We start from the raw sequence: 23,035 nt of genomic DNA, 5'->3' as shown, positions 1-23,035 counted from the left end.
GATCTTCTCATCAATCTCCTTTAATCTTTATTAATCCTGTAAAAAAATCCTGGTAATCCTTTCAATCATTATAATCCTGAGCCAAATTAATGCGAGCGAAGCGAGCCTCTGCGCTTTGCGCCTTTGCTACTTAGCGTCTTTGCGTGAAAATACCCGCGGCCTGCGCTGCTCGAGCAGCACGAAATCCGCCAGCACCATGGCTGTTACGGCTTCCAGCACCACCGGCACCCGCAGCGCGATGCAAAGGTCATGACGGCCTTTTACGCTGAAGGTTTCCACCTCGCCGCTTTTGATATTTAAAGTATGCTGTTCTTTCGGTGTACTGGAAGTAGGCTTCACGGCTATACGAAAAACGAGCGGATTACCGTTGCTGATACCGCCCACAATGCCGCCGGCGTGATTAGTAGCGGTTTTGCCGCTGGCATCCACGATCGGGTCGTTGTGTTCGAGGCCTTTCATTTTGGCCGCGGCGAAGCCTGCGCCAAATTCGATGCCTTTGATAGCGGGGATAGCAAATACTGCATGCGCCAGTGATGATTCCAGCGAGTCAAAGAAAGGCTCGCCGAGGCCGATAGGCAGGCCGGTGACCACACATTCCACGATGCCGCCAACGGAGTCTTTGGCCGCTATCGCCGCTTCCAGTCCTTCTTCCGGGTTGGCATAACCGCCCACTTCCGTGATGCGCGCATTCACCTGGATATCATCACCCAGTATCTTCTTCGCGATCACGCCGGCGGCTACCAGGTTAAGGGTAAGCCTGCCGCTGAAATGCCCGCCACCACGGTAATCTTCAAAACCGCCGAATTTTTTGGTCGCTACAAAATCGGCATGGCCCGGCCGTGGAAACTCGCGCAGCTTTTCGTAGTCGGTGCTGCGGGTATTGTTATTTTCAAAGAGGATGGTTACAGGCGCACCGGTGGTATGATCGTTGAACACGCCCGATTTGATAAAGGGCAGGTCTTCCTCCTTACGCGGCGTGGTGCCCCGTGCGCCGCCCTTACGGCGTTCGAGGTCAGCCAGAAAATCTTCCTGCTTCAAAGGGATACCGGCAGGAATACCGTCGATATTCACTCCTACGCTGGCGCCGTGGCTCTCGCCAAAAACATTTACCCTGAATATTCTGCCAAAACTATTCACACACTGATGATTTAAAATGAAAATGATTATGCATTTGCCGCGATGGCCACTTTACCGCCAAGTTGCTGCAAATGATCATAAAATTCGGGATATGATTTGTTGATCGCTTCCGCATTTTCGATCACTACTGGTCCGTCGGCGGTGAGCGCTGCGATGGCGCAGGCCATCGCGATGCGGTGATCGTTATGCGAATGTACGGTAGCGCCTTTGAGGCCGGTGCCGCCATGCACCAGCATTTCATCGCCTTGCAGATCGATGCGGATACCCATCTTGCCAAATTCTTCCTGCAAGGTGAGACCACGGTCGCTCTCTTTGTGGGCAAGGCGACTCACGCCTTGTATTTTCGTAGTACCGTTACAGTTAGCAGCGAGCGCTACGAGCGGCGGGAAGAGATCCGGACAATCGGTAGCGTCAAATTCAAAGGCATTCAGGCCATGCTTTTCGATGACCATGGTGAACATGCCCGGCAGGATGGAAGCGCCGGCTTTCTGCAAAGCCTCCAGGATGGCTTTATCTGATTGTGCAGACTGTGTATTGATATGATGCACTTCCGCCTTTCCGGCCACCGCGGCGGCTACCAGCAGGAAAGCTGCTCCACTCCAATCGCCTTCTACCGTATAATCCTGCGCTTTGTACGCTTGCTTTTTGCCGAAGCGGAACTGTTCGAAATTGGTTTCTTCCACCTTTACGCCGAAAAGCTCCATCAGTTGCAGGGTTAACGCGATATATGGTTTGCTTTTAAGATCTTTTACGGTGATGGTCACCTCTTCGGCAGCAGCGCCATAGGCCATCAGCAGGCCTGTGAGGAACTGCGAACTGAGCGAGCCGTCGATGGTGATATTCTTCGGTTGTAAAGGCCCTTCGATGTGCAGGGGCAGCTTGCCTTCCTGCGTAGTGCATTTCACATCCAGCTGGGGCAGCACCTCTTCAAAGAAGTTCATCGGGCGCGTGGTTAAGCTACCATGCCCGCTGATGGTGATGGGGATAGATGCCAAAGCCGCTATGGGCGTGAACATGCGGATACCGAGGCCAGACTCTCCGCAGTTGATCTCATCATAAAACGGATGTACACCATTGCTGGTGATCTCAAAATAGTCTGCTTCCCTTTTGATCTTTGCGCCGAGGTTTTCTGCCACCTCCAGGGCGGCCAGACAATCGTTGCTAAGGCCCGGGTTACGGATAATACTTTTGCCCTTTGCCAGCAAAGCCGCTGCCACAGCGCGTTGCATGGCACTCTTGGAGGGATTGGCCGTAACCGTGCCCCGTATGATGGCTGGTGATACAGTAACTTGCATATGTATATGTGGTGTAGCCGTTTTAATGTTTAAAAAATTACAACTCCTGCAATAAGCCGTTCAGTTCTGCAATGGGCACAGGCATGGTGGTAGCCTTGCCTATCTCTTCCAGCAAAACAAAATGTATCACGTCCTTCTCTCTTTTTTTATCCAGTTTGAAGATATCGAATACCGCTGCTTTGTCTGATGTGAAAGCCACGGGCAATTGATAGTCGTTGATCAGTTTGATGAGGCGCAGGGTTTGCGCATTGGGCAGGTTCATCAGCTTTTCGGAGAAGCGCGCTGCCGCCACCATGCCGATGGCCACTGCTTTTCCGTGGGCGATGTGTTCCAGCTTTTCTACGGCGTGCCCCAATGTATGGCCGAAGTTCAGCCAGCGGCGCGGGCCTGTCTCAAACTCGTCTTCCAGCACTACTTTCGTTTTGGCCGCAACGGATTTTTCCACCAGGTATTCCAGTACGTTCACATCGCGGGCCAGCGCTTTGCTGCGGTTGGCCTCCAGGTAATCGAACAGCGCGGCATCCATGATGCACGCATATTTGATGATCTCTGCAAAACCATTATGCCATTCTTCATCGGGCATGGTTAACGGTAACGCATAATCGAAGAGAATAAATTCAGGCTGACGGATCACGCCCAGCAGGTTTTTGTGCTTGCCATGGCTCACGCCATTCTTGCCGCCGATGGAAGCATCCACCTGTGCCAGCAAAGTGCTGGGTACAAAACCGAAAGGAATACCGCGCATATAAATGCTGGCGGCAAAACCGGCCACATCTGTCATCATACCGCCGCCAATGCCTACCAGCGTGGTTTTGCGGTCGGCCTCATGTGCTACCAGCCCATCGATGATGCGCTCGATGGTGGCCATGTGCTTCTCCTCTTCTCCCGCCGGCACTACGATCTTCTTCCAGCCTTGCAGGTCATGGCCGTGATACCGCTCCACATTTTCATCTACCACCAGCACAGCCCTGTTCCTGTCTACATGATCCCCTAATTGTTGCAGGCTCGCTCCTAAAAAATAGGTAGTGTCCTGCGTTTGAAACTGATTCGTTACTTTTTTCATGATGCAGATGTTGTAGGCCGCATAGCCGCCAGCAGCAAGGGCTGGCAGCTACGCTACCGATAGCGCTATTTCTCTTCGTTCATCACCTTGTTCTGACGGTTGATGGATTCCAGGTGCACCGCATCGAAATATTTCAGGATGAACTCCTTGGTGAGGCCCAGTTTCTCGCCTTTGGCGATGTTACGTTCCAGTATTTCGTTCCAGCGGTTGGTTTGCAGGATGGTGATGTTGTTTTCTTTCTTGTACATACCGATCTTCTCAGCGATCTTCATACGATTGCCCAACAGCAGCATGATCTCGTCATCTACCTGGTTGATCTGCGCACGCAGTTTTTCCAGTGCACTATTGAAATCTTTCTTGTCGGTATGTTCACGGCGCCATACAATGCCATCGAGGAGTTCGGCCAGTTTCTCCGGCGTAACCTGTTGTTTGGCATCGCTCCAGGCGTTGTCCGGATCAACGTGCGTTTCCAGCATCAGGCCATCGTAATCCAGATCGATCGCTTCCTGGGATACTTCCTGCAGGATATCGCGGCGGCCGGAGATGTGGCTGGGATCGCAGATCATCGGCAATTCAGGCATACGGCGTTTCAGCTCGATGGCCAGGTGCCACATGGGCGCGTTGCGGTATTGTGTGTTACCGTAGCTGGAGAAGCCGCGGTGGATCAGGCCTACTTTGGAGATACCTGCTTTCTGGATCCTTTCCACCGCACCGATCCACAGTTCCAGATCAGGGTTGATCGGGTTCTTGATCAATACAGTAGTATCTACGCCTTTCAGCGCATCGGCCACTTCCTGTACAGAGAAAGGGTTCACAGTAGTTCGGGCTCCTACCCAAAGGATATCCACACCAAAATGCAGGGCATCTTCTACTTGTTTGGCGGTAGCTACTTCCACAGCCAGCGGCAAACCAGTGAGCTCGCGGGCTTTCTGTAACCAGGGCAAACCTTTGGTACCGATACCTTCGAAAGAACCCGGACGGGTACGGGGTTTCCAGATACCGGCGCGTAATACGTCTACCTTACCTGTTTTCTGTAATGCCAGCGCGGTGGCCAGTACTTGCTCCTCTGTTTCTGCACTGCAGGGACCGGAGATGATCAGCGGCTTCTTATCTGAAGAAGGATCTGAGAATTTTGTGTTTGCAAGAATTTGCTCCATTGTAGTATGCTGTTCCATAGTATTAAGTTAACGAGATTTATCAAGATTGTTTATTTCAGGATCTTCCTGATTTTATTGGATTTTTGAATCAATTTGTAAAAGGTGTCGTAATCTTCTTCTTCCAACAATGTTTTCATCTGTTGTAGCTGGTTGATATGCTCGTCCAATACGTCCAGCACATTGTTGCGGTTGTGTTTGAAGATGGGCACCCACATATCGGGCGAACTTTTTGCCAGGCGCACGGTAGATTCAAAACCACCGCTGGCCAGCTCAAAGATGCGTCCCTGCTCTTTTTCCTTCTTGAGCACGGTGAGCGCCAGCGCGAAGGAGGTAATGTGGGAGATATGAGATACGTAGGCGGTGTGCAGGTCATGCTCTTCTGCATTCATGTACACGGTGCGCATCTGCAATTGGTCTACCACGTTCTCCACCATTTCCAGCGCGTCTTCGTCGCTGTTCTTCACATCGCACAGCACCATGGTTTTGTGGGTGAAGAGATTCCGGATAGCCGCATCGGGGCCGGAATACTCGGTGCCGGCCATCGGGTGGGCGGCCACAAAGCGGCCCCTGTTGGGATGACCGGCAACGAGTTGTAATATTTTTTGTTTGGTAGAACCAACGTCCATGATCACCTGGCCGGGGCGTACCTGATCCATCAGCCGGGGCAGCACTTGTAAAACGGCATCCACAGGGATGGCCAGTATCACAAGGTCGGCACGTTGCATGGCCTCATCGATCGTAGCTGCTTCGTCTATGATATGCAGTTCCAGTGCGCGTTTCAGGTGTTCTTCCTGTTGGTCTACTCCTATCACGCGATCTACTGCGCCTTTCTCTTTCAGGCTGATAGCCATGGATCCGCCGATCAATCCTGTTCCTATGATGGTTGCGATCATCCTGTTATTGATTAATTGATGATTGTATACGGTCTATTGCCTCCTGGAAAACTTTTTCGTCCTGGCAGAGGCTCACCCTGATATAGCCGTTACCGTTACTGCCGAAGATGCCGCCCGGTGTGATGAACACGCGTGCTTTATGCAATACGGCGTCGCTCAGCGTATATCCGTCTGCGTTAGTATCCGGTATTTTCGCCCAAACGAACATGCCTACCTGGTTTTTGTCGTAGTTGCATCCCAGCAGATCAAGCAGCTGGAATACTTTTTCACGGCGGCCTTTGTAGATGTTATTCAGTTGGTCGTACCAGTCTTTACCCAGCTCCAAAGCCTTTACAGCGGCCATTTGCAGGGGCTGGAACATACCGGAGTCCATATTGCTTTTGAAGCGCAACACTTCCGCGATCCATTCTGCTTTGCCGCAGAGCATCCCTATGCGCCAGCCCGCCATATTGGAGGATTTGCTGAGGGAGTTGAGTTCAAGCACCACCTCTTTGGCTCCTTCCACTTGCAGCAGGCTTTCCGGCTGGTCGTTGAGGATGAAGCTGTAAGGATTATCATGGCAGATGAGAATGTTATGTTGTTTCGCGAAAGCGATGAGGTCTTTAGCGAAGGCTTTATTCACTTTAGCGCCGGTAGGCATATGCGGGTAGTTTACCCACATGAGCTTCACGCGGCTCAGGTCTTTTTTGGCCAATGCATCGAGATCGGGCAGCCAGCCATTGGCAGCATGCAGGTCGTAATCCACTACAGTGGCGCCGCTGAGATGTACCGCCGAACGATAGGTAGGGTAGCCCGGGTTCGGGATCAGCGCCTCATCGCCTTGTTGCAGGTAGGTCATGCAGATGTGCATGATACCTTCCTTGGAGCCGATGAGTGGCAGCACTTCTGTATCAGGGTTGAGTGTTACCTGGTAGTAGCGCTCGTACCAGCCGGCGATGGCTTTACGCAATGCCGGGATACCTTTGTAGCCCTGGTACGCATGGGTATTGGGCAGGGAGGCCTGTTCGTTCAGCACCTTCACCACATCGGGATGTGGCGGCAGGTCAGGGCTTCCGATGCCGAGGTTGATCACCCGGGTGCCCTGCTGGTTCATCTCATCTATCTCTCTCAGCTTTTTGGAGAAATAGTATTCTTCTGTGCCTTGTAGTCTGTTAGCAACCTTTATCTGCATAGCTCCTGATTAATGTGTTTTACCTTTTTTATAAATACCCAGCACTTTCAGGTGTTCGGTTAATGGTTCAATTTTCGTGAGCGCTTTCTGGAAATGGTCCAGGTTATCAAATTCCATATCGGCGTGGAAGTAGTAGTTCCATTCTTTCGCCGGGATGGGAAATGATTGCAGTTTCGACAGGTTGATGCCGGCATCTGCAATTTTGGTGAGCACTTTAGCCAGGCTGCCGCGTTCGTGGCTGGTCTGGAAATATACGGAGGCTTTGTTGGCATCAGGCGCGGTGGCAACGCCATTGCGGGATACGGCCAGGAAGCGGGTATAGTTGTTTTTGTTGGTGTGGATATTGGGCGCGATGATATCCAGTTCAAATATTTCAGCGGCGAGCTTACCAGCGATGGCAGCGGTGGATTTGAGTTTCTTCTGTCTTACATGGCGGGCGCTGAGGGCGGTATCTTCTGTTTCCACAAGTTTGATATGCGGGTATTTCTCCAGGAAGTCCATACACTGTAAGAGCGCCATGGGATGGGAATGTACTTCCCGGATATCTTCCATGGTTTGGCCGGGCAGCACCACGAGGTGCTGGTTGATTTGCAGGTATACTTCGCCGGTAACATGCAGGCCGGAGTTCTTGATCAGGCTGTAGTTCGGGAGAATGCTGCCGGCGATGGAGTTTTCTATGGCCATAATACCGGCATCAACATCGGGCTGTTGTTTCACTTTCCTGACCAGCTCGGCGAAGGAGGCACAGGATTCTATTTCGACCTGTTTACCGAAATATTCCCGGGCTGCCACCTGGTGAAAACATCCTTCAAACCCCTGTATCGCAATTTTCATGTGTATGTGATTGATTTTATTTATTTATAGTTGCTGTAGCAACTAGCTACCGGAAACAGAAAGGGCCCCGCCTGCGGGACCCTTTGCTGGAAAAACTTTGATATGTAAAGTTTGATTATTGCAAATGAGTCCCTGGCTTCTCCGCATAGAAGAAGTAGGCGTAGTAATAAAAAAAGTAATTGTTGTGAATGCTGGTCATATGATACATTTCTTGAATCAAAAAGGCCTCCCGTTTTCGCGGGAGGCCTTTTTGAAGTTTCTTTTTATATTTTGTTACTTGCAAACGACCTCCCTATTCCTGGTACCAGAAATAATAAAAGCCAAAAAAACCAAAAGTCGCTTGCGGTATCATGTTTATCTGTTATTGCTTTGAATGTAGAACAAAAATACGGCACGATTTTAATTATCCAATACCCAATATCGAAAAATATACTTTTTTCAATAAATAAGTACTATCGTTGAAAATAATTCAAAAAACAAGCAAAAGCGAGGTGAAGAGACAATAAAAAACCGCCCCGGGGTTGCCGAGGCGGTTATTTATAAATGCTAACGATCTTCTAATTAGTGTTTTACAGCTTTAGCAGCAGCAGAGTCAACTTTCTTAGCAGCTGAATCAACGATAGCTTTAGCAGAGTCAGCAACTTTAGCAACAGCTGAATCAGCTACGTGAGCAGCAGAATCAATGGCAGAAGTAGCAGCAGTAGCAGTAGAGTCAGTAGCAGTTTTGTTTTCACCACCACCGCAAGCAACTGCGAAAATACCGATAGACAGAGCTAAGAAACCGATTTTGATTACGTTCTTCATTGTACAATAATTTAAGGTGTTTTTTGAATGATTTAACCTTTATACCGGGATCACCCAAAAGGTAACCCAATGTTTTAAAAAATATTTTTTTTGGTACTTTGGGTTACCAAATGCCTTATAACCGTATTAAGAGTGAAGCAAAATCAAGACATAACAAGAGACAGGGAATTATTGCTGGGACTGGCAAGAAGTGATGATAAGTCGTTGGAAATCATCTATTCAGAGAATTTTCCGGCTGTGCTCAGGATGATACTACAGCACAACGGATCGGAAGATGATGCCAAAGATGTGTTCCAGGAAGCGATTATCGTGCTGTATGAAAAGGCCTGTGGCGATAATTTTATATTGACCAGCCGGCTGAAAACTTTTCTCTATTCGGTGTGCCGACATTTATGGCTGAAAAAAGTACAGGCCTCTTATGGCCTCCATGCCCTGCCACCGGAAATTGAAGAGATCATACCCGCCACCGAGGCCCTGGACGAACACGACGCTAAAGACGAACAGTTCCGCATCATGGAAAGCGCCATGAGCAATATAGGCCAGCCCTGCAAATCCATCCTGGAAGATTATTATCTCCATAAAAGGACCATGCAGGAAATAGCAGACAAATTCGGCTATACCAACGCCGAAAACGCAAAGAACCAAAAGTATAAATGTCTGATGCGCCTCAAGAAACTTTTTTTCGATCAATACAATACATCATTATAAGCAGCAGCCATGAACGACGACATGATCTTATTACGTGAAATTGAACGCTACCTGGAAGGTGAAATGAACACCCAGGAGAAGGCTGCCTTTGATGAACTGCGCCGTACCAATCCGCAGATCAATAAACAAGTAGAGGAACACCAACTGTTTTTACTGCAATTCCGCCATTATGGCCAACGCCAGGCTTTGCAGGAAAAAATGAACAGTATCCACAAGCAACTCGACCTCCCGCTGATGCGCAAACAAGCCATGGAAGATAACCTCAAAGCAAAGAGGATCTCCATCCGCCGCCGCACCATCACCAACCTGGCTGCCGCTGCCTGTATCGCCCTGGTGACGTCCCTCTCCACCATCGCTGTGATACAAAACGCCGCCCGCAACAAATCCACCGCTCAATACGAAGATGTAAGACGCGTACTGAACAACATTCAACGTTCTCAGAACGCCCTCATCAATGATATCAACAGCAAAAGCAAGCCGCCCGCCAATCCCGGCACCTACGGAGGCACCGGCTTTGCCGTTTCCGGTAACGGTTACATTGTTACCAACCTGCATGTAGTAGCCGGCGCTGATTCTGTATATGTACAAAATAACAAAGGCGAAGCCTTCAAAGCAGTGAGCGTTTTTGAAGATATCTCCAGCGACCTCGCCGTACTGAAAATCGCAGACTCTACTTTCAAAGGACAAGCATTGCCCTACGCCCTCAAACCGCAAAGTGTGAAACTGGGTGAAGAAGTGTTCACCATGGGCTTTCCCCGCGACGAGATCGTTTACGGCAAAGGCTACATCAGCGCTAAAACCGGCTTCGCCGGCGATACAACCGCCTACCAGGTATCTATCCCTGTGAATCCGGGCAATAGCGGCGCGCCGCTGCTGGACAGCAAAGGCGACGTTGTAGGCATCATCACCGGCAAACAAACCACCTCCGATGGTATTGCCTTCGCAGTGAAATCAGCACACCTGAAACGCCTGCTCGATGAAATGCCAAAAGAAAAACAACTGAAAAAAGACTGGCACTATAAAAGCCACCTGGAAGGACTGAACAGAGTGGACCAGATCAAGAAACTGGAAGACTTCGTATATCTCGTTAAAGTCTATAACTGATCTTCTTATAAAATTGTCCGGTGATTGAGTTACCTGCCTATCTTGCACTGTTGACGGCTTTGCACCAGTAACAAGATGGTCAGCTACACCCAATCGCCGGATTTTTTTATTTATTTTGTTTGGACCAGGCCTTGTATCTGTCAGTGATCCAATAGATCAGGTCATTCTGGCCCATTGTCCGCATGGTATTGTAATCGGGGTAATTATCCCGCATGAAATGCTGGAGGGTTTCGCCTTTGAGGCCTGTTACCTGGCTCACGAGCAAAGGAGTGAACCGCGAATCAATATATTTCTCCCGCTCCATCTTATCATAATTCTCTTTAAACTGGCGCTTCTGTTTTTCCCGTTTGGAAAAACGGGTGATCGGACTGAACACGATACCTGCACCGGTAGGCGTGTTATCCCCTACCAGCGGCTTGTTCGGAATATCCAGCAGGTAAGCATATTGATTGCGCCGTTCAATAGAATCCAGCTGGTAAGGCGTATACTGCGAAGAGATATCCACACCTTTCAGGAACTTACCCAGTACAATCATTTTTACATTGATGGTTTGTGTGCCGCTCGACTGTGTTACAAACACGGTATCGGTCCGGTAACCAACAAAGGAAAAAACCAGCCTGTCGTTACGATTGGCGGTAACCCTGTAAAAACCGCCCTGGTCGGACAGAGCATGCTTGCCGGTATTCAGGTTCGTGACTGTGGCATAGGGCAGGACAAGCTTATTCGTATCTGATATCATCCCGGTAACAGTTACCTGAGCTTGTACCAGTTGTGCGGCTCCTCCTAAAATACAGCACAGTACGACAATTCGTGCGAAAAACTTCATAAAGCAAATGGTTTATTCCTACTGCAAGCTACAAATTAAATAAAATAAAAATCCTTCTACCATGCGGCAGAAGGATTGTGCTTCAATTTTAGGTTTATTAAGCTGCTTTCTTGATCACTTGCAGTATTACGGCGATGATCGCCAACACCAGCAGAATGTGTATCAGTCCGCCCAGTGAATATACAAATACTCCAAGTAACCATCCGATAATCAGGATCACGGCGATAAGATAAAGTATTGAACCCATAGCTGTAGCGAGTTGTTTCAACAACGAAACGCCCAAAGACTATGCCAGTACAGCCAGCGTTATACGCTTACCTGTAGCCTGGTTTCAAACGTTTTACTGTCGCCCGCTGCCAGCTGCACCAGTCCCAGGCCGTTGTTAAAGGCATTAGGGGCGCCGCTCAGGTTTTCAACAGCAATGCTGTTCCGGTGAGGCGGAATATACACCTGCAAGATCGGGTAGCTTTGATCCGGGAGGAAGGAAATGCTGATATTCTTCTTCGGATCGTGGAGTGTGGCCAGCGGCTGTGGCTGTGTAAAATCCAGGATGAAAGAGTTATCCAGTTCTACGCCTGCCAGCAGTTTGCCTTTTACAAACTCCGTATAGGGGAGCACGTTACCTGTCGGGATCAGGGCGGCATTGAACTCCACGATCTCTTTGGAGGCGAAGGTTAGTTCCAGCTCATCCACCGGGGTGCCGGTGCTGAAATAAGGATGCCAGCCATCCATCAGCGGAATGGTGGTGTTGCTGCGGTTCGTGATGGTAGTGGTCACTTTCAGTTCGTTGCCAGGCAGCAGCGTGTAGGTGGCTGTGCAATCGTAAGTGAAAGGATAGCCCGGATCTTCCTGTTGATAAGTGCAGGACAGTGTGATGGAGGCGCTGTCATCTCCGGCATGCTGGCTGCTCAACTGGAAGGCGGCATTGTATAACAGGCCATGGATGGCATTTCCGGGGGCGATCGTTTTTTCGAGCGTGTAGGATTGTCCGGCCCAGTTGTATTGCGCATCTTTGATGCGGCAGGCATAGGGACTGAGTTTTACGTTCTTGAAGCTGTTACGCAAATCTTTTTCGAGATCAGACAAGCTGGTGTAGCTGTCGATCAGGTTCATTGTTTCACTGTTGCGCTGCACCTTGAACGCATGCAGCAATGCGCCATGCGCGGGAATGATCTCTACCTGTGTACCACTTTTTTCATCGGTCAATGCTACTATATCAAATCCTGCGTCATGGAAGGTTTTAATATCAAAAGCCATGATGTGTTATTTTGAAAGAACAAAATAGAAAAAATAAGCAATAAAATTTCTCCCCGCCAGGGGGAGAAATTTTAAATACAATTGTTGATCAGATTTTCCAGCCATTCCTGCCTGCCGCTGATCTGGTGCGGTTCGCCATTGGCGATGGCGAAAGTGCGGAGGTCTTCGAGGCTCAGCTGTCCGTTCTCAAATTCTTTGCCTTTGCCAGTATCAAAAGAAGCATAGCGTTCGTTCCTGAATTTTTTATATGGCGTGGTAGTGAGTACTTTTTCTGCTACCACTGCGGCGCGCGCGAAAGTATCGATACCGCCGATGTGCGCGTAGAAAATATCTTCAAGGTCGGTGGAGTTGCGGCGCGTTTTGGCATCGAAGTTAACGCCGCCACTGCCGAAGCCGCCGGCTTCGAGAATGATGAGCATACTTTCGATCAGCTCATTGAGGCTGGTGGGAAACTGGTCGGTATCCCATCCGTTCTGGGCGTCGCCGCGGTTGGCATCGATGCTGCCGAGCATGCCGGCATCGACGGCCACCTGCAATTCATGCTGGAAGGTGTGACCCGCCAGGGTAGCATGGTTTACCTCGATGTTCAATTTAAAATCCTTATCAAGGCCGTAGTGACGGAGGAAGCCGATCACAGTGGCGCTATCGTAATCATACTGGTGTTTGGTAGGCTCGCAAGGTTTCGGCTCAATGAAGAAAGTACCTTTGAAACCCTGTTTGCGCGCATAATCGCGGGCCATGGCGAGGAAGCGTGCAAGATGTTCCTGCTCCCGTTTCATATTGGTGTTGAGCAGGGTCATATAACCTTCGCGTCCGCCCCAGAACACATAGTTTTCGCCATTGAGCGCGATCGTGGCGTCGAGGGAATTTTTCACCTGTGTGCCTGCGTAGGCCAGTACGGAGAAATCGGGATTGGTGGAAGCGCCGTTCATATAGCGCGGATTGCTGAAAACATTGGCAGTGCCCCAGAGGAGTTTCACGCCGCTGGCTTGCTGTTTCTGTTTTGCATATGCCACAATATTTTGCATGCGGCTTTCATATTCCGCGATGGAAGCGCCTTCATCTACCAGGTCTATATCGTGAAAACAATAATAGGGCAAGCCCATTTTTGTGATGAACTCAAAAGCGGCGTCCATCTTGTCTTTTGCACGTTGTTCATCATTGGCGGCGCCGAGCCATGGGAATTGTTTGGTACCGGGGCCGAAAGGATCGCCGCCGACGCCGCAGAACGTATGCCAATAGGCCACTGCAAAGCGGAAAAGTTCTTTCATGGTTTTGCCGGCGATGACGCGGTTCTCATCATACCACTTGTAAGCCAGTGGATTGTCTGAGTGCGGCCCTTCGTAGCTGATCTTTCCGATCCCTTTGAAATACTCGTGGTTTCCTAATGTAATACTCATAACTTATGTGGATTTTAAAATAACGTATAGTGATGACCGTTATTGCAGCCGCGCTTGCAGGCTTTGCAGCCATTGCCCATAGCAATCGCGGTACTGGCGCTGTAGCGCCGGTTCTGGTTCTATGACGGCCAGGCGTTCCATTCCCTGGAAGGCGGTAGCCGGCGTATAGCATCCGGCGCCTGTTGCAGCGCCGCGGGCAGCGCCTTGCGCGCCGTCGGTATCATATAATTCTATGACTACGCCGGTAGTGTTGGCGAAGGCTTCGCGGAAGAGCGGGCTGAGGAACATATTGGCATTGCCTGCGCGCACGCGGTGGATGCGGAGGTCCATTTCCTTCATGATGTCCATGCCGTAGCTTAGGCCGAACACGATGCCCTCCTGTACCGCGCGGAGCATATGTTCACGGCCGTGGATATTGAAATCCAGGTTACTAACGGTAGCGCCTATACGCTGATTGTTCAGGATACGTTCGGCGCCATTGCCGAATGGAAACACCTGTAAGCCGGCGGCGCCCGGAGGGGCTGCGGCGGCCAGGGCATTCATTTCCGGATAAGTGATATTACCGATCAGGTTTTTCAGCCAGCTGTTGGCGATGCCTGTGCCGTTGAGGCACATAAGCACACCGTTGCGGATGCCTTCGTCTCCGTTATTCACATGCACGAAAGTGTTTACGCGGCTCTGTCGGTCGTAGGCATTTTTGTCGTGCACAGCATATACCACTCCCGAGGTGCCCGCTGTGGTGGCGGCTTCGCCGGGTTGCAGCACATTCAATGAAAACGCGTTGTTGGGTTGATCACCGGCGCGATAGGTGACCGGCGTACCTGCCGCCAGGCCAAGCGTGGCAGCGGCCTGGGTCGTGAGCGCGCCCTGGTGGCCGAATACAGGCACTACGCTGGCAAGCAAGGCCGCGTCGATCTGGTAATGTTGCAGCAGTTCGGTGGCCACTGTTTTACGTTCAAAGTCCCAGAAAGTTCCTTCGGAGAGACCGGTAACCGTGGTAGCGATTTCCCCGGTGAGGCGCATAGCGATGTAATCGCCGGGCAGCATCACTTTGTGGATACGTTCGTATACATGAGGTTCGTGCTGTTGTACCCAGCGCAGTTTGGAGGCGGTGAAATTGCCTGGTGAGTTCAGCAGATGCGAGAGGCAGTATTCCTGGCCGAGTGCATGGAAGGCTTCCTGGCCGGTTTCCACGGCGCGACTGTCGCACCAGATGATCGCGGGGCGCAGCACCTGTTGTTGCTGGTCCACACAAACGAGGCCGTGCATCTGGTAAGCGATGCCGATGCCTTTCACCTGTTGCGGATCAAAAGTATATTGTTGCCGGAGCAGTTGTGTAGCGTTGATCACTTCTTTCCACCAGCTTTCGGGGTCTTGCTCTGCCCAGCCCGGATGCGGCGCCTGCATGGGCATTTCACGGGAGGGGCTGGTGGCAGACGCGATACATCTGCCACTGGCCGCATCCAGCAAGGCCGCCTTGATAGAGGAAGAACCGATATCGTAGCCTATGAAATACATTGTTATTATACCTGTTTACCAGAACACTGTATATAACGCCATCAGCACACCACAAATCAGCAAGGCGCCCACAGTAAAGCCCAGAGAGGGTTTGAACATCGCGCCATCAATGGCAAGACCTTTCGGATTGTTGGCGCTCTTCGGATCGGCAAGGGTGATGATCACCATACCCATCACACAGATGAGGAATACAAAGCCCATACGGTCGATGAAAGGCATTTCGTAGAGATGACTATCCGGGTTGAGGGCCGACAATCCTACTGCGTGCAGCGGCTGCAAGTCTACCCAGGCAGGCATGAACTTGAACAAGAACGACAACAGCAAACCGCCGATCATCGCGAACAGCGCGGCATTGGAGGTAGTGCGTTTCCAGAAGAAGCCCATGATGAACATGGCGAAAACGCCAGGAGATACAAAGCCCGTATATTCCTGGATAAACTGGAAACCGCCCTTCTTATCGATGCCGAGGAAATTGGAGATCACGATGGCGATGATCATCGTCACGATCACCACAGTGCGTCCCACTCCCACTACCTTCTTCTCATCTGCCTCTTTATTATAAATCTTCTTATAAATATCTAAAGAAAAAATGGTGGAGATGCTGTTGGCCTTACCTGCCAGCGAGGCTACCACTGCGGCGGTGAGCGCGGCGAATGCCAGGCCTTTCAGGCCGGTGGGCAGGAGGTTGAGCAATACCGGGTAAGCGTTATCTGCGTTGAGCGCGCCATCTTTCAACATGGCTTGCTGGAACATGCCTTCCTGATACAGCACATATGCAGCAATACCAGGCAATACTACGATGATGGGCATTAGCAGTTTCAGGAAGCCGGCAAACAGCAGGCCGTTGCGGGCGGTCTTCAAATCCGCTCCCAGCGCGCGTTGCGTGATATATTGGTTACAGCCCCAGTAGTTGAGGTTCACGATCCACATACCGCCGATCAATACGCTCAGGCCGGGGAGATCAAGATACTTTGGATTTTCTTTATGCAGGATCATATGGAAATGATCGCTGGCATGTTCGGTCATCAGTTTGAAACCTTTGAGCACACCGTTGGTACCGAAGTGTGAGGACACCAGTTCCAGCGCGAGGTAAGTAGTAGCCAGACCGCCGAGGATCAGGAAAAATACCTGTATCACATCTGTATAACCGATCACTTTCATCCCTCCCAATGTGATGATGATGGCGAAAGCCGCAAGCATTATCATACAAACATAGAAGTTGATACCAGAGATGGTGGTAATGGCCAGTGCGCCCAGATACAGGATAGACGTGAGGTTCACGATTACGTACAGGAGCAGCCAGAACACCGCCATGATCGTACTTACCGTTTGGTTGTACCTGCGTTCCAGGAACTGCGGCATGGTGTAGATCTTGTTCTTGAGATAGATGGGCAGGAAGAAAACGGCTACCACTATCAAGGTTGCTGCCGCCATCCATTCATAGGTGGAGATGGCCAGCCCGATGTTGAAACCGTTGCCGGACATACCGATAAACTGTTCTGCCGAAATGTTGGAAGCGATCAGCGATGCGCCAATAGCCCACCAGGTAAGGGAACCTTCCGCCAGGAAGAAGTCTTTGGTATCAGTAGTCGATTTCTTCTTCCTGTTATAAATGTAAAATCCGTATCCGGCCACAATTACAAAATACACCAGGAATACCAGGTAGTCGACATAGTGAAGTGAGTTTGGTTGCATAATGTTCAAACGTGGTTATAAAATATTTAGCGGACCAATATAATAAATAAATGTAAAAAATACGCTTACATTTTCCTTAAACTAAAAACCGCGACTGGCGCCGCGGTTCTTCATTGCACCAAAACTATACATTTTAATTATTTATCAAAGGGTATTAACAAAAAAAGAAACATTTGATACCCTTATTATTTACATTTCCAGCGCGAGGGCGGCGACCTGCTCTCCTATCTTTGAGCCGATGGCTACGCCCATGCCGCCCATACGTACGGCGAGGGTGATGTTTTTCGTATAGGCGCGCACGATAGGTTGCTTGGTTTTACCGAAAGCCATGATGCCGGTCCAGCGGTCGGCGATGGTAAAGGACCTTCCGGGCAGGATACGGGTGCGCAGCAATGTTTCCAGTTCGTGCTGGATACGGTCATTATAATGAAATTCGGTGGATGTTTCGCCGGAGAAATCGAGCTGGCGGCCGCCACCAAAAAGTACACAACCGTTAAGTTCCCGGAAATAATAATAGCCTTCTTCAAAATGGAAGATGCCTTTGAAAGGCAGGCCGGCTATGGGATGTGTGATGAGCACTTGCCCGCGGCCGGGCGTCACATCTTCACCGGGCAGTAGTTGTTGCGTAAAGGCATTGGTGCAGATGACCAGTTTGCGGGCGGAGAAAACGATCTCCTCTTTCAGCAGGTGATGGGGTACGATCACGTTAACGGCTGTATGAAGATCTTCCACTGCTTTCACAGTGCAACCGGTTTTTATTTCTATCCCTTTGGCGATGGCGAGATCGATGAGGCGGCGCATCATCCGGCCGGTGTGGAGCTCTCCTTCCAGGCGGTTGCGGATCACGGCTTTGATATGACTGCGGTTGAAGCCGAAGGCATCCAGCTGGTCGGTGGCGATGGAATAGGCGGGCTGTCCGAAGACGTCGCTCATTTTACGATTTACTTCATCAAGATGATGCAGCGCCCATTCTTCGTGTGTGCTGATCAGCTCATAGCTGCCGTTTTCCTGGTAGCCGATGTTGTCGTCACCGAGGCGGTGTCGCAGCAGGCGCAGGCCTTCGTAGCGTAGTGCCACCAGTTGCATTACCACTTCTTCCGGCATCGTCTGGAGGTCGGCAAGTATTTCGGTAAGACTGCCGATGCAGGCGAAGCCGGCATTTTTGGTGCTGGCGCCGGTAGGCAGTATCTCGCGCTCCAGCACGAGCACGCGGGCGCCGGGCGCTTCCTCCTTCAGGCTGATGGCGGTAGACAGCCCCACGATGCCGCTGCCGATGATGATGTAATCATATTGCAACAGGCTTTGTTTTTCCCAATAACTAAGCATATAGCAATATACAAGATTTATAAGTAGCCGGGAACGCCTGCCCGGCGGGCAGGCGTTCCCGGCTACTTATGATAAATTCCGTAGCTTCGGTGCAAAATCTTTCCCAATGATTGCAACTAAAGCATATGCAGTTCAGGATGCCGCTTCACCTTTAGGCCCCTGGAACTTTGAGCGGCGGGAAGTAGGCCCGCACGATGTTCAGATTGAGATATTGTATTGCGGTGTATGTCACTCTGATATTCACCAGGTACGTAATGAATGGGGGAACTCCATCTACCCGATGGTACCGGGCCATGAGATTGTAGGCCGTGTAATAAAAGTAGGCGATCAGGTGACTTCCTTCAAACCCGGCGACCTGGCGGGTATTGGCTGTATGGTAGACTCCTGCCGGGTTTGCGACCCTTGCAAAAAAGGCGAGGAACAATATTGTGTTACCGGTGGCGCTTCTACGTATAATGGTTATGAGATGGACCGGCAAACGCCTACCTATGGCGGCTATTCCACTACCATTGTAGCCGATGAAAAATATACGCTGCATATTTCCGACAAGCTGCCGCTGGAAGGTGTGGCGCCCTTGCTTTGCGCCGGTATCACCACCTATTCGCCGCTGCGGCACTGGAAAGTAGGCAAAGGCCATAAGCTGGCGGTACTTGGCCTCGGCGGATTAGGGCATATGGCGGTGAAGCTCGCCTCTTCCATGGGCGCGGAAGTGACCATGCTCAGCACCTCGCCATCTAAAGAAGCCGATGCCAAAAAACTGGGCGCCCATCACTTTGCGCTGATCAACGACAAAGACCAGATGAAAGCGCTGCGCGGTCATTTTGATTTTATCATCAACACAGTATCTGCACCGCATGATTACAATCAGTTCCTCAATTTGCTGAACCTTGATGGCACCATGATATGCCTGGGCGTACCGCCAGAACCTTCTGCTGTACCAGCTTTCAACCTCATCATGGGCCGCAGGAGCATCGCCGGATCGCTGATAGGCGGCATCCGCGAAACACAGGAAATGCTCGACTACTGCGCGGAACACAACATCACTTCAGATGTGGAAGTGATCGATATCAAAGACATCAACACGGCCTATGAGCGCATGCTGAAAGGAGACGTGAAATACCGTTTCGTAATCGATATAGCCAGTTTAAAAAATTGATTATTTTGTTATTTGGTTATTTTGATATTTAGGTTCAAGGAAATACTCCTCTGAACCTAAATATCAAAATAACCAAATAACAAAATAATCAAATCTTTAAACTGCTCCTCACCTCGCTTATTCCTGATCAGGATTCCTTATATTTATGATACCATATTATTGATGTATCAGTCGATTTGTCTTCTTTAGCCCTTCCCATTTAATCCTCAATATGAGCCGGAAACTGGAATTTACAAAAGCTTTGTATTTGCTGGATGCGCAGCGTTCCGAGGAGGCGGTGATCCTGTTAAATACCATATTGGCGGAGAGTAAGGAGGAAGATGACCTGGTGTATGTGGTGCGTACGAGCACCGTTTTAGGTGAACATTATTTTAATACAGGAGATATCGCTGCGGCGCGGCAATGCCTGGAAATGGCTACCAGTGCGGAGGTAGATGAGGATGAAGCGGATATCCTGGATGAAGAGATCAGCCGGGCAAAAACGTTGTTAAAAAATATAGTATAGGCCAGAAAGCAGGGTATCACTATCCTGCTTTTTGCAGACCGTGCACGTGCCCTCATAGTTACATCCTATGGCGAGAAAGACAAGGCAGCTGCTCACGCAGCTGCTTTTTTATTGATGGCTCATGAAAAAGCCTCGCGGATGCGAGGCCTTTTGTTTACTTATTTGCTCCTTATACCAGGTAGCCAAACAAATTATCGTCTTTATTCAGCTCGGTATAATGGAAATTATACTTGCGGAAATTGTCGATCAGTTTGTCGTAGTCTTCCCTGGATTTCAGCTCCACACCTACAAGTGCGGGGCCGGTTTCTTTATTATGTTTCTGTATAAATTCAAATCGCGTGATATCGTCGGTAGGGCCGAGAATATGATTTACAAATTCTTTCAGCGCGCCGGGCCGTTGTGCGAAGCGTACAATAAAATAATGTTTGAGGCCTTCATACAGGAGTGATCTTTCTTTGATCTCCTGCATGCGGTCGATATCATTGTTGCTGCCGCTGATCACGCACACTACTTTTTTGCCGCGGATCTCTTCGGCGAAATCGTCGAGAACAGCGATGGAGAGGGCGCCGGCGGGTTCTACCACGATGGCGTCTTCGTTATATAATTTGAGGATGGTGGAGCATACTTTGCCTTCGGGTACGAGGTGCATTTTCTCCAGCACTTCCTTGCAGATATCGTAGTTAAGGGCGCCTACACGCTTTACGGCAGCGCCGTCAACAAAGCGTTCAATTTCATCCAGTGTAAGGGGGCCGCCGTTTTCGAAGGCGCGTAGCATGGAGGGAGCGCCTTCGGGTTCCACGCCGATGATGCGTGTTTTAGGGCTGTAAGTTTTGAAGTAGGTGCCTACGCCGGCAGCGAGGCCGCCGCCGCCAACCGGCACGAAGAGGAAATCGATCTGTTGTTGATCTTCCAGTATCTCTACGGCTACGGTTCCCTGGCCTTCAATAATTTTTTCGTTATCAAACGGTGGGATGAAAGTCATGCCGTTGGCCTTGGTAAAGGCCTGTGCTTCGGCGGAGCAATCGTCGAAGGTATCGCCGATCAGTCTGATCTCGATATTCTCGCCACCGAACATATTCACCTGGTTCACCTTTTGTTTGGGGGTGATGATGGGCATGAACACTACGCCTTTGATGTTCATGGCTTTGCAGGCATAGGCAAAGCCTTGTGCATGGTTGCCGGCGCTGGCGCAGGTAACGCCTTTGGCCAGTACGTCGGCAGGCAGGCTGCTGATCAGGTTGTAGGCGCCACGGAGTTTGTAGGAGCGTACAATCTGCATATCCTCTCTTTTCAGATATACGTCACAGTTATAGCGGCGCGAGAGCGTAGCGCTATAAGTAAGCGGCGTGCGGGTGATCACGGGTTTGAGCTTCACCGCCGCATCGAGGATGTTTAAAGGGCTGACGCCCGTACTGAGATGAGTGGACATAAAAAGGATTTGTGAATTTCTTGATTTCTGAATTTGGGGATTTGTTTTTCCGGAACACTTCGGAAAAACAAATCCCTAAATTCAAAAATCAAGAAATCCGAAAATATTTAACTATGCGTTCGGGCGCAGCTTGCGAACGGCTGCACCGGCTTGCCACATTTCGCTTTCGCGGAGTTCTCTGAGTTCTTCGTTCAGGCGCTCGCGGTAGTCGGGAGTGCTGTTGGAAGCAATAGAGCGGGCAGCTTCTTTACCGGCGGCAACGCTGGCGTACAGCTCATCGAATACAGGCTGGGTAGCGTCTTTGAATTTCTTCCACCAGTCGAGCGCGCCGCGCTGTGCAGTGGTAGAGCAGTTAGCATACATCCAGTCCATACCGTTTTCAGCTACCAGTGGCATGAGCGACTGCGTCAGTTCTTCTACGGTTTCGTTGAATGCTTCAGAAGGCGAGTGACCATTTCTGCGCAGTGTTTCGTATTGTGCAGCGAAGATACCCTGGATACAACCCATCAGGGAACCACGTTCGCCGGTGAGGTCGGAGAATACTTCTTTTTTGAAATCTGTTTCGAACAGGTAGCCGGAGCCTACGCCGATACCGAGTGCTACTACACGCTCTTTTGCGCGGCCGGTAGCATCCTGGAAGATAGCGTAGCTGGAGTTCAGGCCCTGACCTGCGAGGAACAGGCGGCGCAGGGATGTACCGGAACCTTTAGGCGCTACCAGGATCACATCTACATCTGCCGGAGGCACGATGCCTGTCTGATCTTTATAGGTGATACCAAAGCCATGGGAGAAATACAGTGCTTTACCTGGCGTCAGGTGCTGTTTTAAAGTAGGCCAGAGGGAGATCTGTCCGGCATCAGAGAGAAGGAACTGAATGATCGTACCTTTGGTTGCTGCTTCTTCGATATCGAACAGCGTTTCACCAGGTACCCAGCCGTCAGCAACAGCTTTATCCCAGGTTTTGGAATTTTTACGCTGACCAACGATCACGTTGAAGCCATTGTCTTTCAGGTTCAGCGCCTGGCCCGGGCCTTGTACGCCGTAACCGATCACTGCAATCACTTCGTTCTTCAGCACTTCCCTGGCTTTTTCCATTGGGAATTCTTCTCTGGTTACTACTTCTTCGAGTACCCCGCCAAAATTGATGGTTGCCATGTTTTGATAGTGTTTGTTTTTTTTAAAAAGATGATGTTGTTTTTTTATTAACTAAGATTATCAGATTCCACACCGGAGAGCTCTTTGAGATGCTCGTGGAAGCGGCGGCTCCATTTCACGATGGCTACGCGGCCACTCTTGGAGTATTCGATCAGCCCGTAGGGTTCCAGCTTCTTGATGAAATCTGTCAGCTCCTGCTGGTGGCCCGTTTTCTCTATCACGAAATAATCTGCCGTGATCGTGAGTATCCGCGCATTGTTATCACGGATCAAACGTTCTATATCTCCGGTATGTAATGACTTGGTGGATATCTTGTATAAAGCCAGTTCCTGGTATACCACTTCTTCTTCTTCATGTACAAATGCACGGTGTATCTCTATCAGCCTTTCGATCTGGCCGACCACCTTATCCAGCTTTTCACGTGTAGACATCACCGTTATGATGAACTTGTACACGCCGGGGATCTCTGTTTCAGCAGTGGTAAGACTGGTGATATTGATGCCCCTGCGGGTGAAGATGATGGTGATACGATTGGTGATACCGATACGATCCTCCGTATATACCGTTACTGTATATTCTTTTTGCATATACCTGTTGTGAAT

22 protein-coding genes are annotated in these 23,035 nt (G+C 50.2%); 4 read left to right on the top strand and 18 right to left on the bottom strand.

Annotated features, from left to right (window positions below):
* Positions 1-126 precede the first annotated feature (126 nt).
* From FPG75_RS16465 to FPG75_RS16430, 8 genes are all read right to left on the bottom strand, one after another.
* A complete protein-coding gene (locus tag FPG75_RS16465) occupies positions 127-1,137 on the bottom strand; it encodes a chorismate synthase (protein WP_143307946.1) in 1,011 nt (336 codons plus the stop codon).
* Between the two features lie 26 nt (positions 1,138-1,163).
* A complete protein-coding gene (aroA, locus tag FPG75_RS16460) occupies positions 1,164-2,432 on the bottom strand; it encodes a 3-phosphoshikimate 1-carboxyvinyltransferase (protein WP_143307945.1) in 1,269 nt (422 codons plus the stop codon).
* 37 nt (positions 2,433-2,469) lie between these two features.
* Positions 2,470-3,495 carry a 3-dehydroquinate synthase gene (gene aroB, locus FPG75_RS16455; RefSeq protein ID WP_143307944.1) on the bottom strand — a complete coding sequence of 342 codons (1,026 nt, stop codon included), beginning with the start codon at positions 3,493-3,495 and terminating at the stop codon, positions 2,470-2,472.
* A 65-nt stretch (positions 3,496-3,560) separates the two neighbouring features.
* Positions 3,561-4,670 (bottom strand): chorismate mutase, encoded by a 1,110-nt coding sequence (locus FPG75_RS16450; RefSeq protein ID WP_236652814.1) that lies wholly within the window; start codon positions 4,668-4,670, stop codon positions 3,561-3,563.
* Positions 4,671-4,702: 32 nt separating this feature from the next.
* Positions 4,703-5,545, bottom strand: a complete 843-nt coding sequence (locus FPG75_RS16445) for a prephenate dehydrogenase (protein ID WP_143307943.1) — start codon at positions 5,543-5,545, stop codon at positions 4,703-4,705.
* Between the two features lie 4 nt (positions 5,546-5,549).
* Positions 5,550-6,716 (bottom strand): pyridoxal phosphate-dependent aminotransferase, encoded by a 1,167-nt coding sequence (locus FPG75_RS16440; protein ID WP_143307942.1) that lies wholly within the window; start codon positions 6,714-6,716, stop codon positions 5,550-5,552.
* A gap of 9 nt (positions 6,717-6,725) precedes the next feature.
* The gene (locus FPG75_RS16435) at positions 6,726-7,550 is read right to left on the bottom strand and encodes a prephenate dehydratase (RefSeq protein ID WP_143307941.1); all 825 of its coding nucleotides are present in this window, start codon (positions 7,548-7,550) and stop codon (positions 6,726-6,728) included.
* Between the two features lie 561 nt (positions 7,551-8,111).
* Positions 8,112-8,354 (bottom strand): hypothetical protein, encoded by a 243-nt coding sequence (locus FPG75_RS16430; protein ID WP_143307940.1) that lies wholly within the window; start codon positions 8,352-8,354, stop codon positions 8,112-8,114.
* Between the two features lie 132 nt (positions 8,355-8,486).
* On the opposite strand from FPG75_RS16430, the gene FPG75_RS16425 reads away from it, so the two are divergent.
* Together FPG75_RS16425 and FPG75_RS16420 are read left to right on the top strand one after the other, a co-directional pair.
* The gene (locus FPG75_RS16425) at positions 8,487-9,062 is read left to right on the top strand and encodes an RNA polymerase sigma factor (RefSeq protein ID WP_143307939.1); all 576 of its coding nucleotides are present in this window, start codon (positions 8,487-8,489) and stop codon (positions 9,060-9,062) included.
* 9 nt (positions 9,063-9,071) lie between these two features.
* A complete protein-coding gene (locus FPG75_RS16420) occupies positions 9,072-10,166 on the top strand; it encodes a S1C family serine protease (protein ID WP_143307938.1) in 1,095 nt (364 codons plus the stop codon).
* A 106-nt stretch (positions 10,167-10,272) separates the two neighbouring features.
* On the opposite strand, the gene FPG75_RS16415 is transcribed toward FPG75_RS16420, so the two are convergent.
* The 7 genes from FPG75_RS16415 to FPG75_RS16385 all read right to left on the bottom strand — a co-directional run bounded on the left by FPG75_RS16415 (position 10,273) and on the right by FPG75_RS16385 (position 18,188).
* Entirely contained in the window at positions 10,273-10,992 is a 720-nt protein-coding gene (locus FPG75_RS16415; RefSeq protein WP_143307937.1) for a carboxypeptidase-like regulatory domain-containing protein, read from the bottom strand.
* Positions 10,993-11,089: 97 nt separating this feature from the next.
* Positions 11,090-11,239 carry a lmo0937 family membrane protein gene (locus tag FPG75_RS16410; protein ID WP_143307936.1) on the bottom strand — a complete coding sequence of 50 codons (150 nt, stop codon included), beginning with the start codon at positions 11,237-11,239 and terminating at the stop codon, positions 11,090-11,092.
* Between the two features lie 59 nt (positions 11,240-11,298).
* Entirely contained in the window at positions 11,299-12,249 is a 951-nt protein-coding gene (locus tag FPG75_RS16405; protein WP_143307935.1) for an aldose 1-epimerase, read from the bottom strand.
* A gap of 71 nt (positions 12,250-12,320) precedes the next feature.
* Positions 12,321-13,649: a xylose isomerase gene (xylA, locus tag FPG75_RS16400; RefSeq protein ID WP_143307934.1), complete on the bottom strand. Its 1,329-nt coding sequence runs from the start codon at positions 13,647-13,649 to the stop codon at positions 12,321-12,323.
* Between the two features lie 39 nt (positions 13,650-13,688).
* Complete coding sequence (locus tag FPG75_RS16395; protein WP_143307933.1) at positions 13,689-15,167, bottom strand: xylulokinase; 1,479 nt, start codon at positions 15,165-15,167, stop codon at positions 13,689-13,691.
* A gap of 15 nt (positions 15,168-15,182) precedes the next feature.
* Complete coding sequence (locus FPG75_RS16390) at positions 15,183-16,862, bottom strand: sodium/sugar symporter (RefSeq protein ID WP_143307932.1); 1,680 nt, start codon at positions 16,860-16,862, stop codon at positions 15,183-15,185.
* A gap of 189 nt (positions 16,863-17,051) precedes the next feature.
* A complete protein-coding gene (locus FPG75_RS16385) occupies positions 17,052-18,188 on the bottom strand; it encodes an NAD(P)/FAD-dependent oxidoreductase (RefSeq protein ID WP_143307931.1) in 1,137 nt (378 codons plus the stop codon).
* A gap of 106 nt (positions 18,189-18,294) precedes the next feature.
* Between FPG75_RS16385 and FPG75_RS16380 the strand changes: the two genes are divergently transcribed.
* Both FPG75_RS16380 and FPG75_RS16375 read left to right on the top strand, forming a co-directional pair.
* Positions 18,295-19,344, top strand: coding sequence for an NAD(P)-dependent alcohol dehydrogenase (locus FPG75_RS16380; RefSeq protein ID WP_143307930.1), 1,050 nt, complete (start codon positions 18,295-18,297; stop codon positions 19,342-19,344).
* Between the two features lie 211 nt (positions 19,345-19,555).
* Positions 19,556-19,849, top strand: a complete 294-nt coding sequence (locus FPG75_RS16375) for a hypothetical protein (RefSeq protein ID WP_143307929.1) — start codon at positions 19,556-19,558, stop codon at positions 19,847-19,849.
* Positions 19,850-20,018: 169 nt separating this feature from the next.
* Here the strand turns inward: FPG75_RS16375 and ilvA are convergent, their stop codons facing one another.
* The 3 genes from ilvA to ilvN all read right to left on the bottom strand — a co-directional run bounded on the left by ilvA (position 20,019) and on the right by ilvN (position 23,020).
* Positions 20,019-21,278, bottom strand: coding sequence for a threonine ammonia-lyase IlvA (gene ilvA / locus FPG75_RS16370; RefSeq protein WP_143307928.1), 1,260 nt, complete (start codon positions 21,276-21,278; stop codon positions 20,019-20,021).
* Between the two features lie 111 nt (positions 21,279-21,389).
* Positions 21,390-22,433: a ketol-acid reductoisomerase gene (gene ilvC, locus FPG75_RS16365; RefSeq protein WP_143307927.1), complete on the bottom strand. Its 1,044-nt coding sequence runs from the start codon at positions 22,431-22,433 to the stop codon at positions 21,390-21,392.
* Positions 22,434-22,480: 47 nt separating this feature from the next.
* Positions 22,481-23,020, bottom strand: a complete 540-nt coding sequence (ilvN, locus tag FPG75_RS16360; protein WP_143307926.1) for an acetolactate synthase small subunit — start codon at positions 23,018-23,020, stop codon at positions 22,481-22,483.
* Between the last annotated feature and the right edge of the window lie 15 nt (positions 23,021-23,035).

Origin of the sequence: Chitinophaga vietnamensis (assembly GCF_902167635.1) — a bacterium.
Lineage (GTDB): Bacteria > Bacteroidota > Bacteroidia > Chitinophagales > Chitinophagaceae > Chitinophaga > Chitinophaga vietnamensis.
The sequence above is the reverse complement of the archived record's forward strand: the minus strand, read 5'-3'. Positions and strand labels throughout refer to the sequence as shown.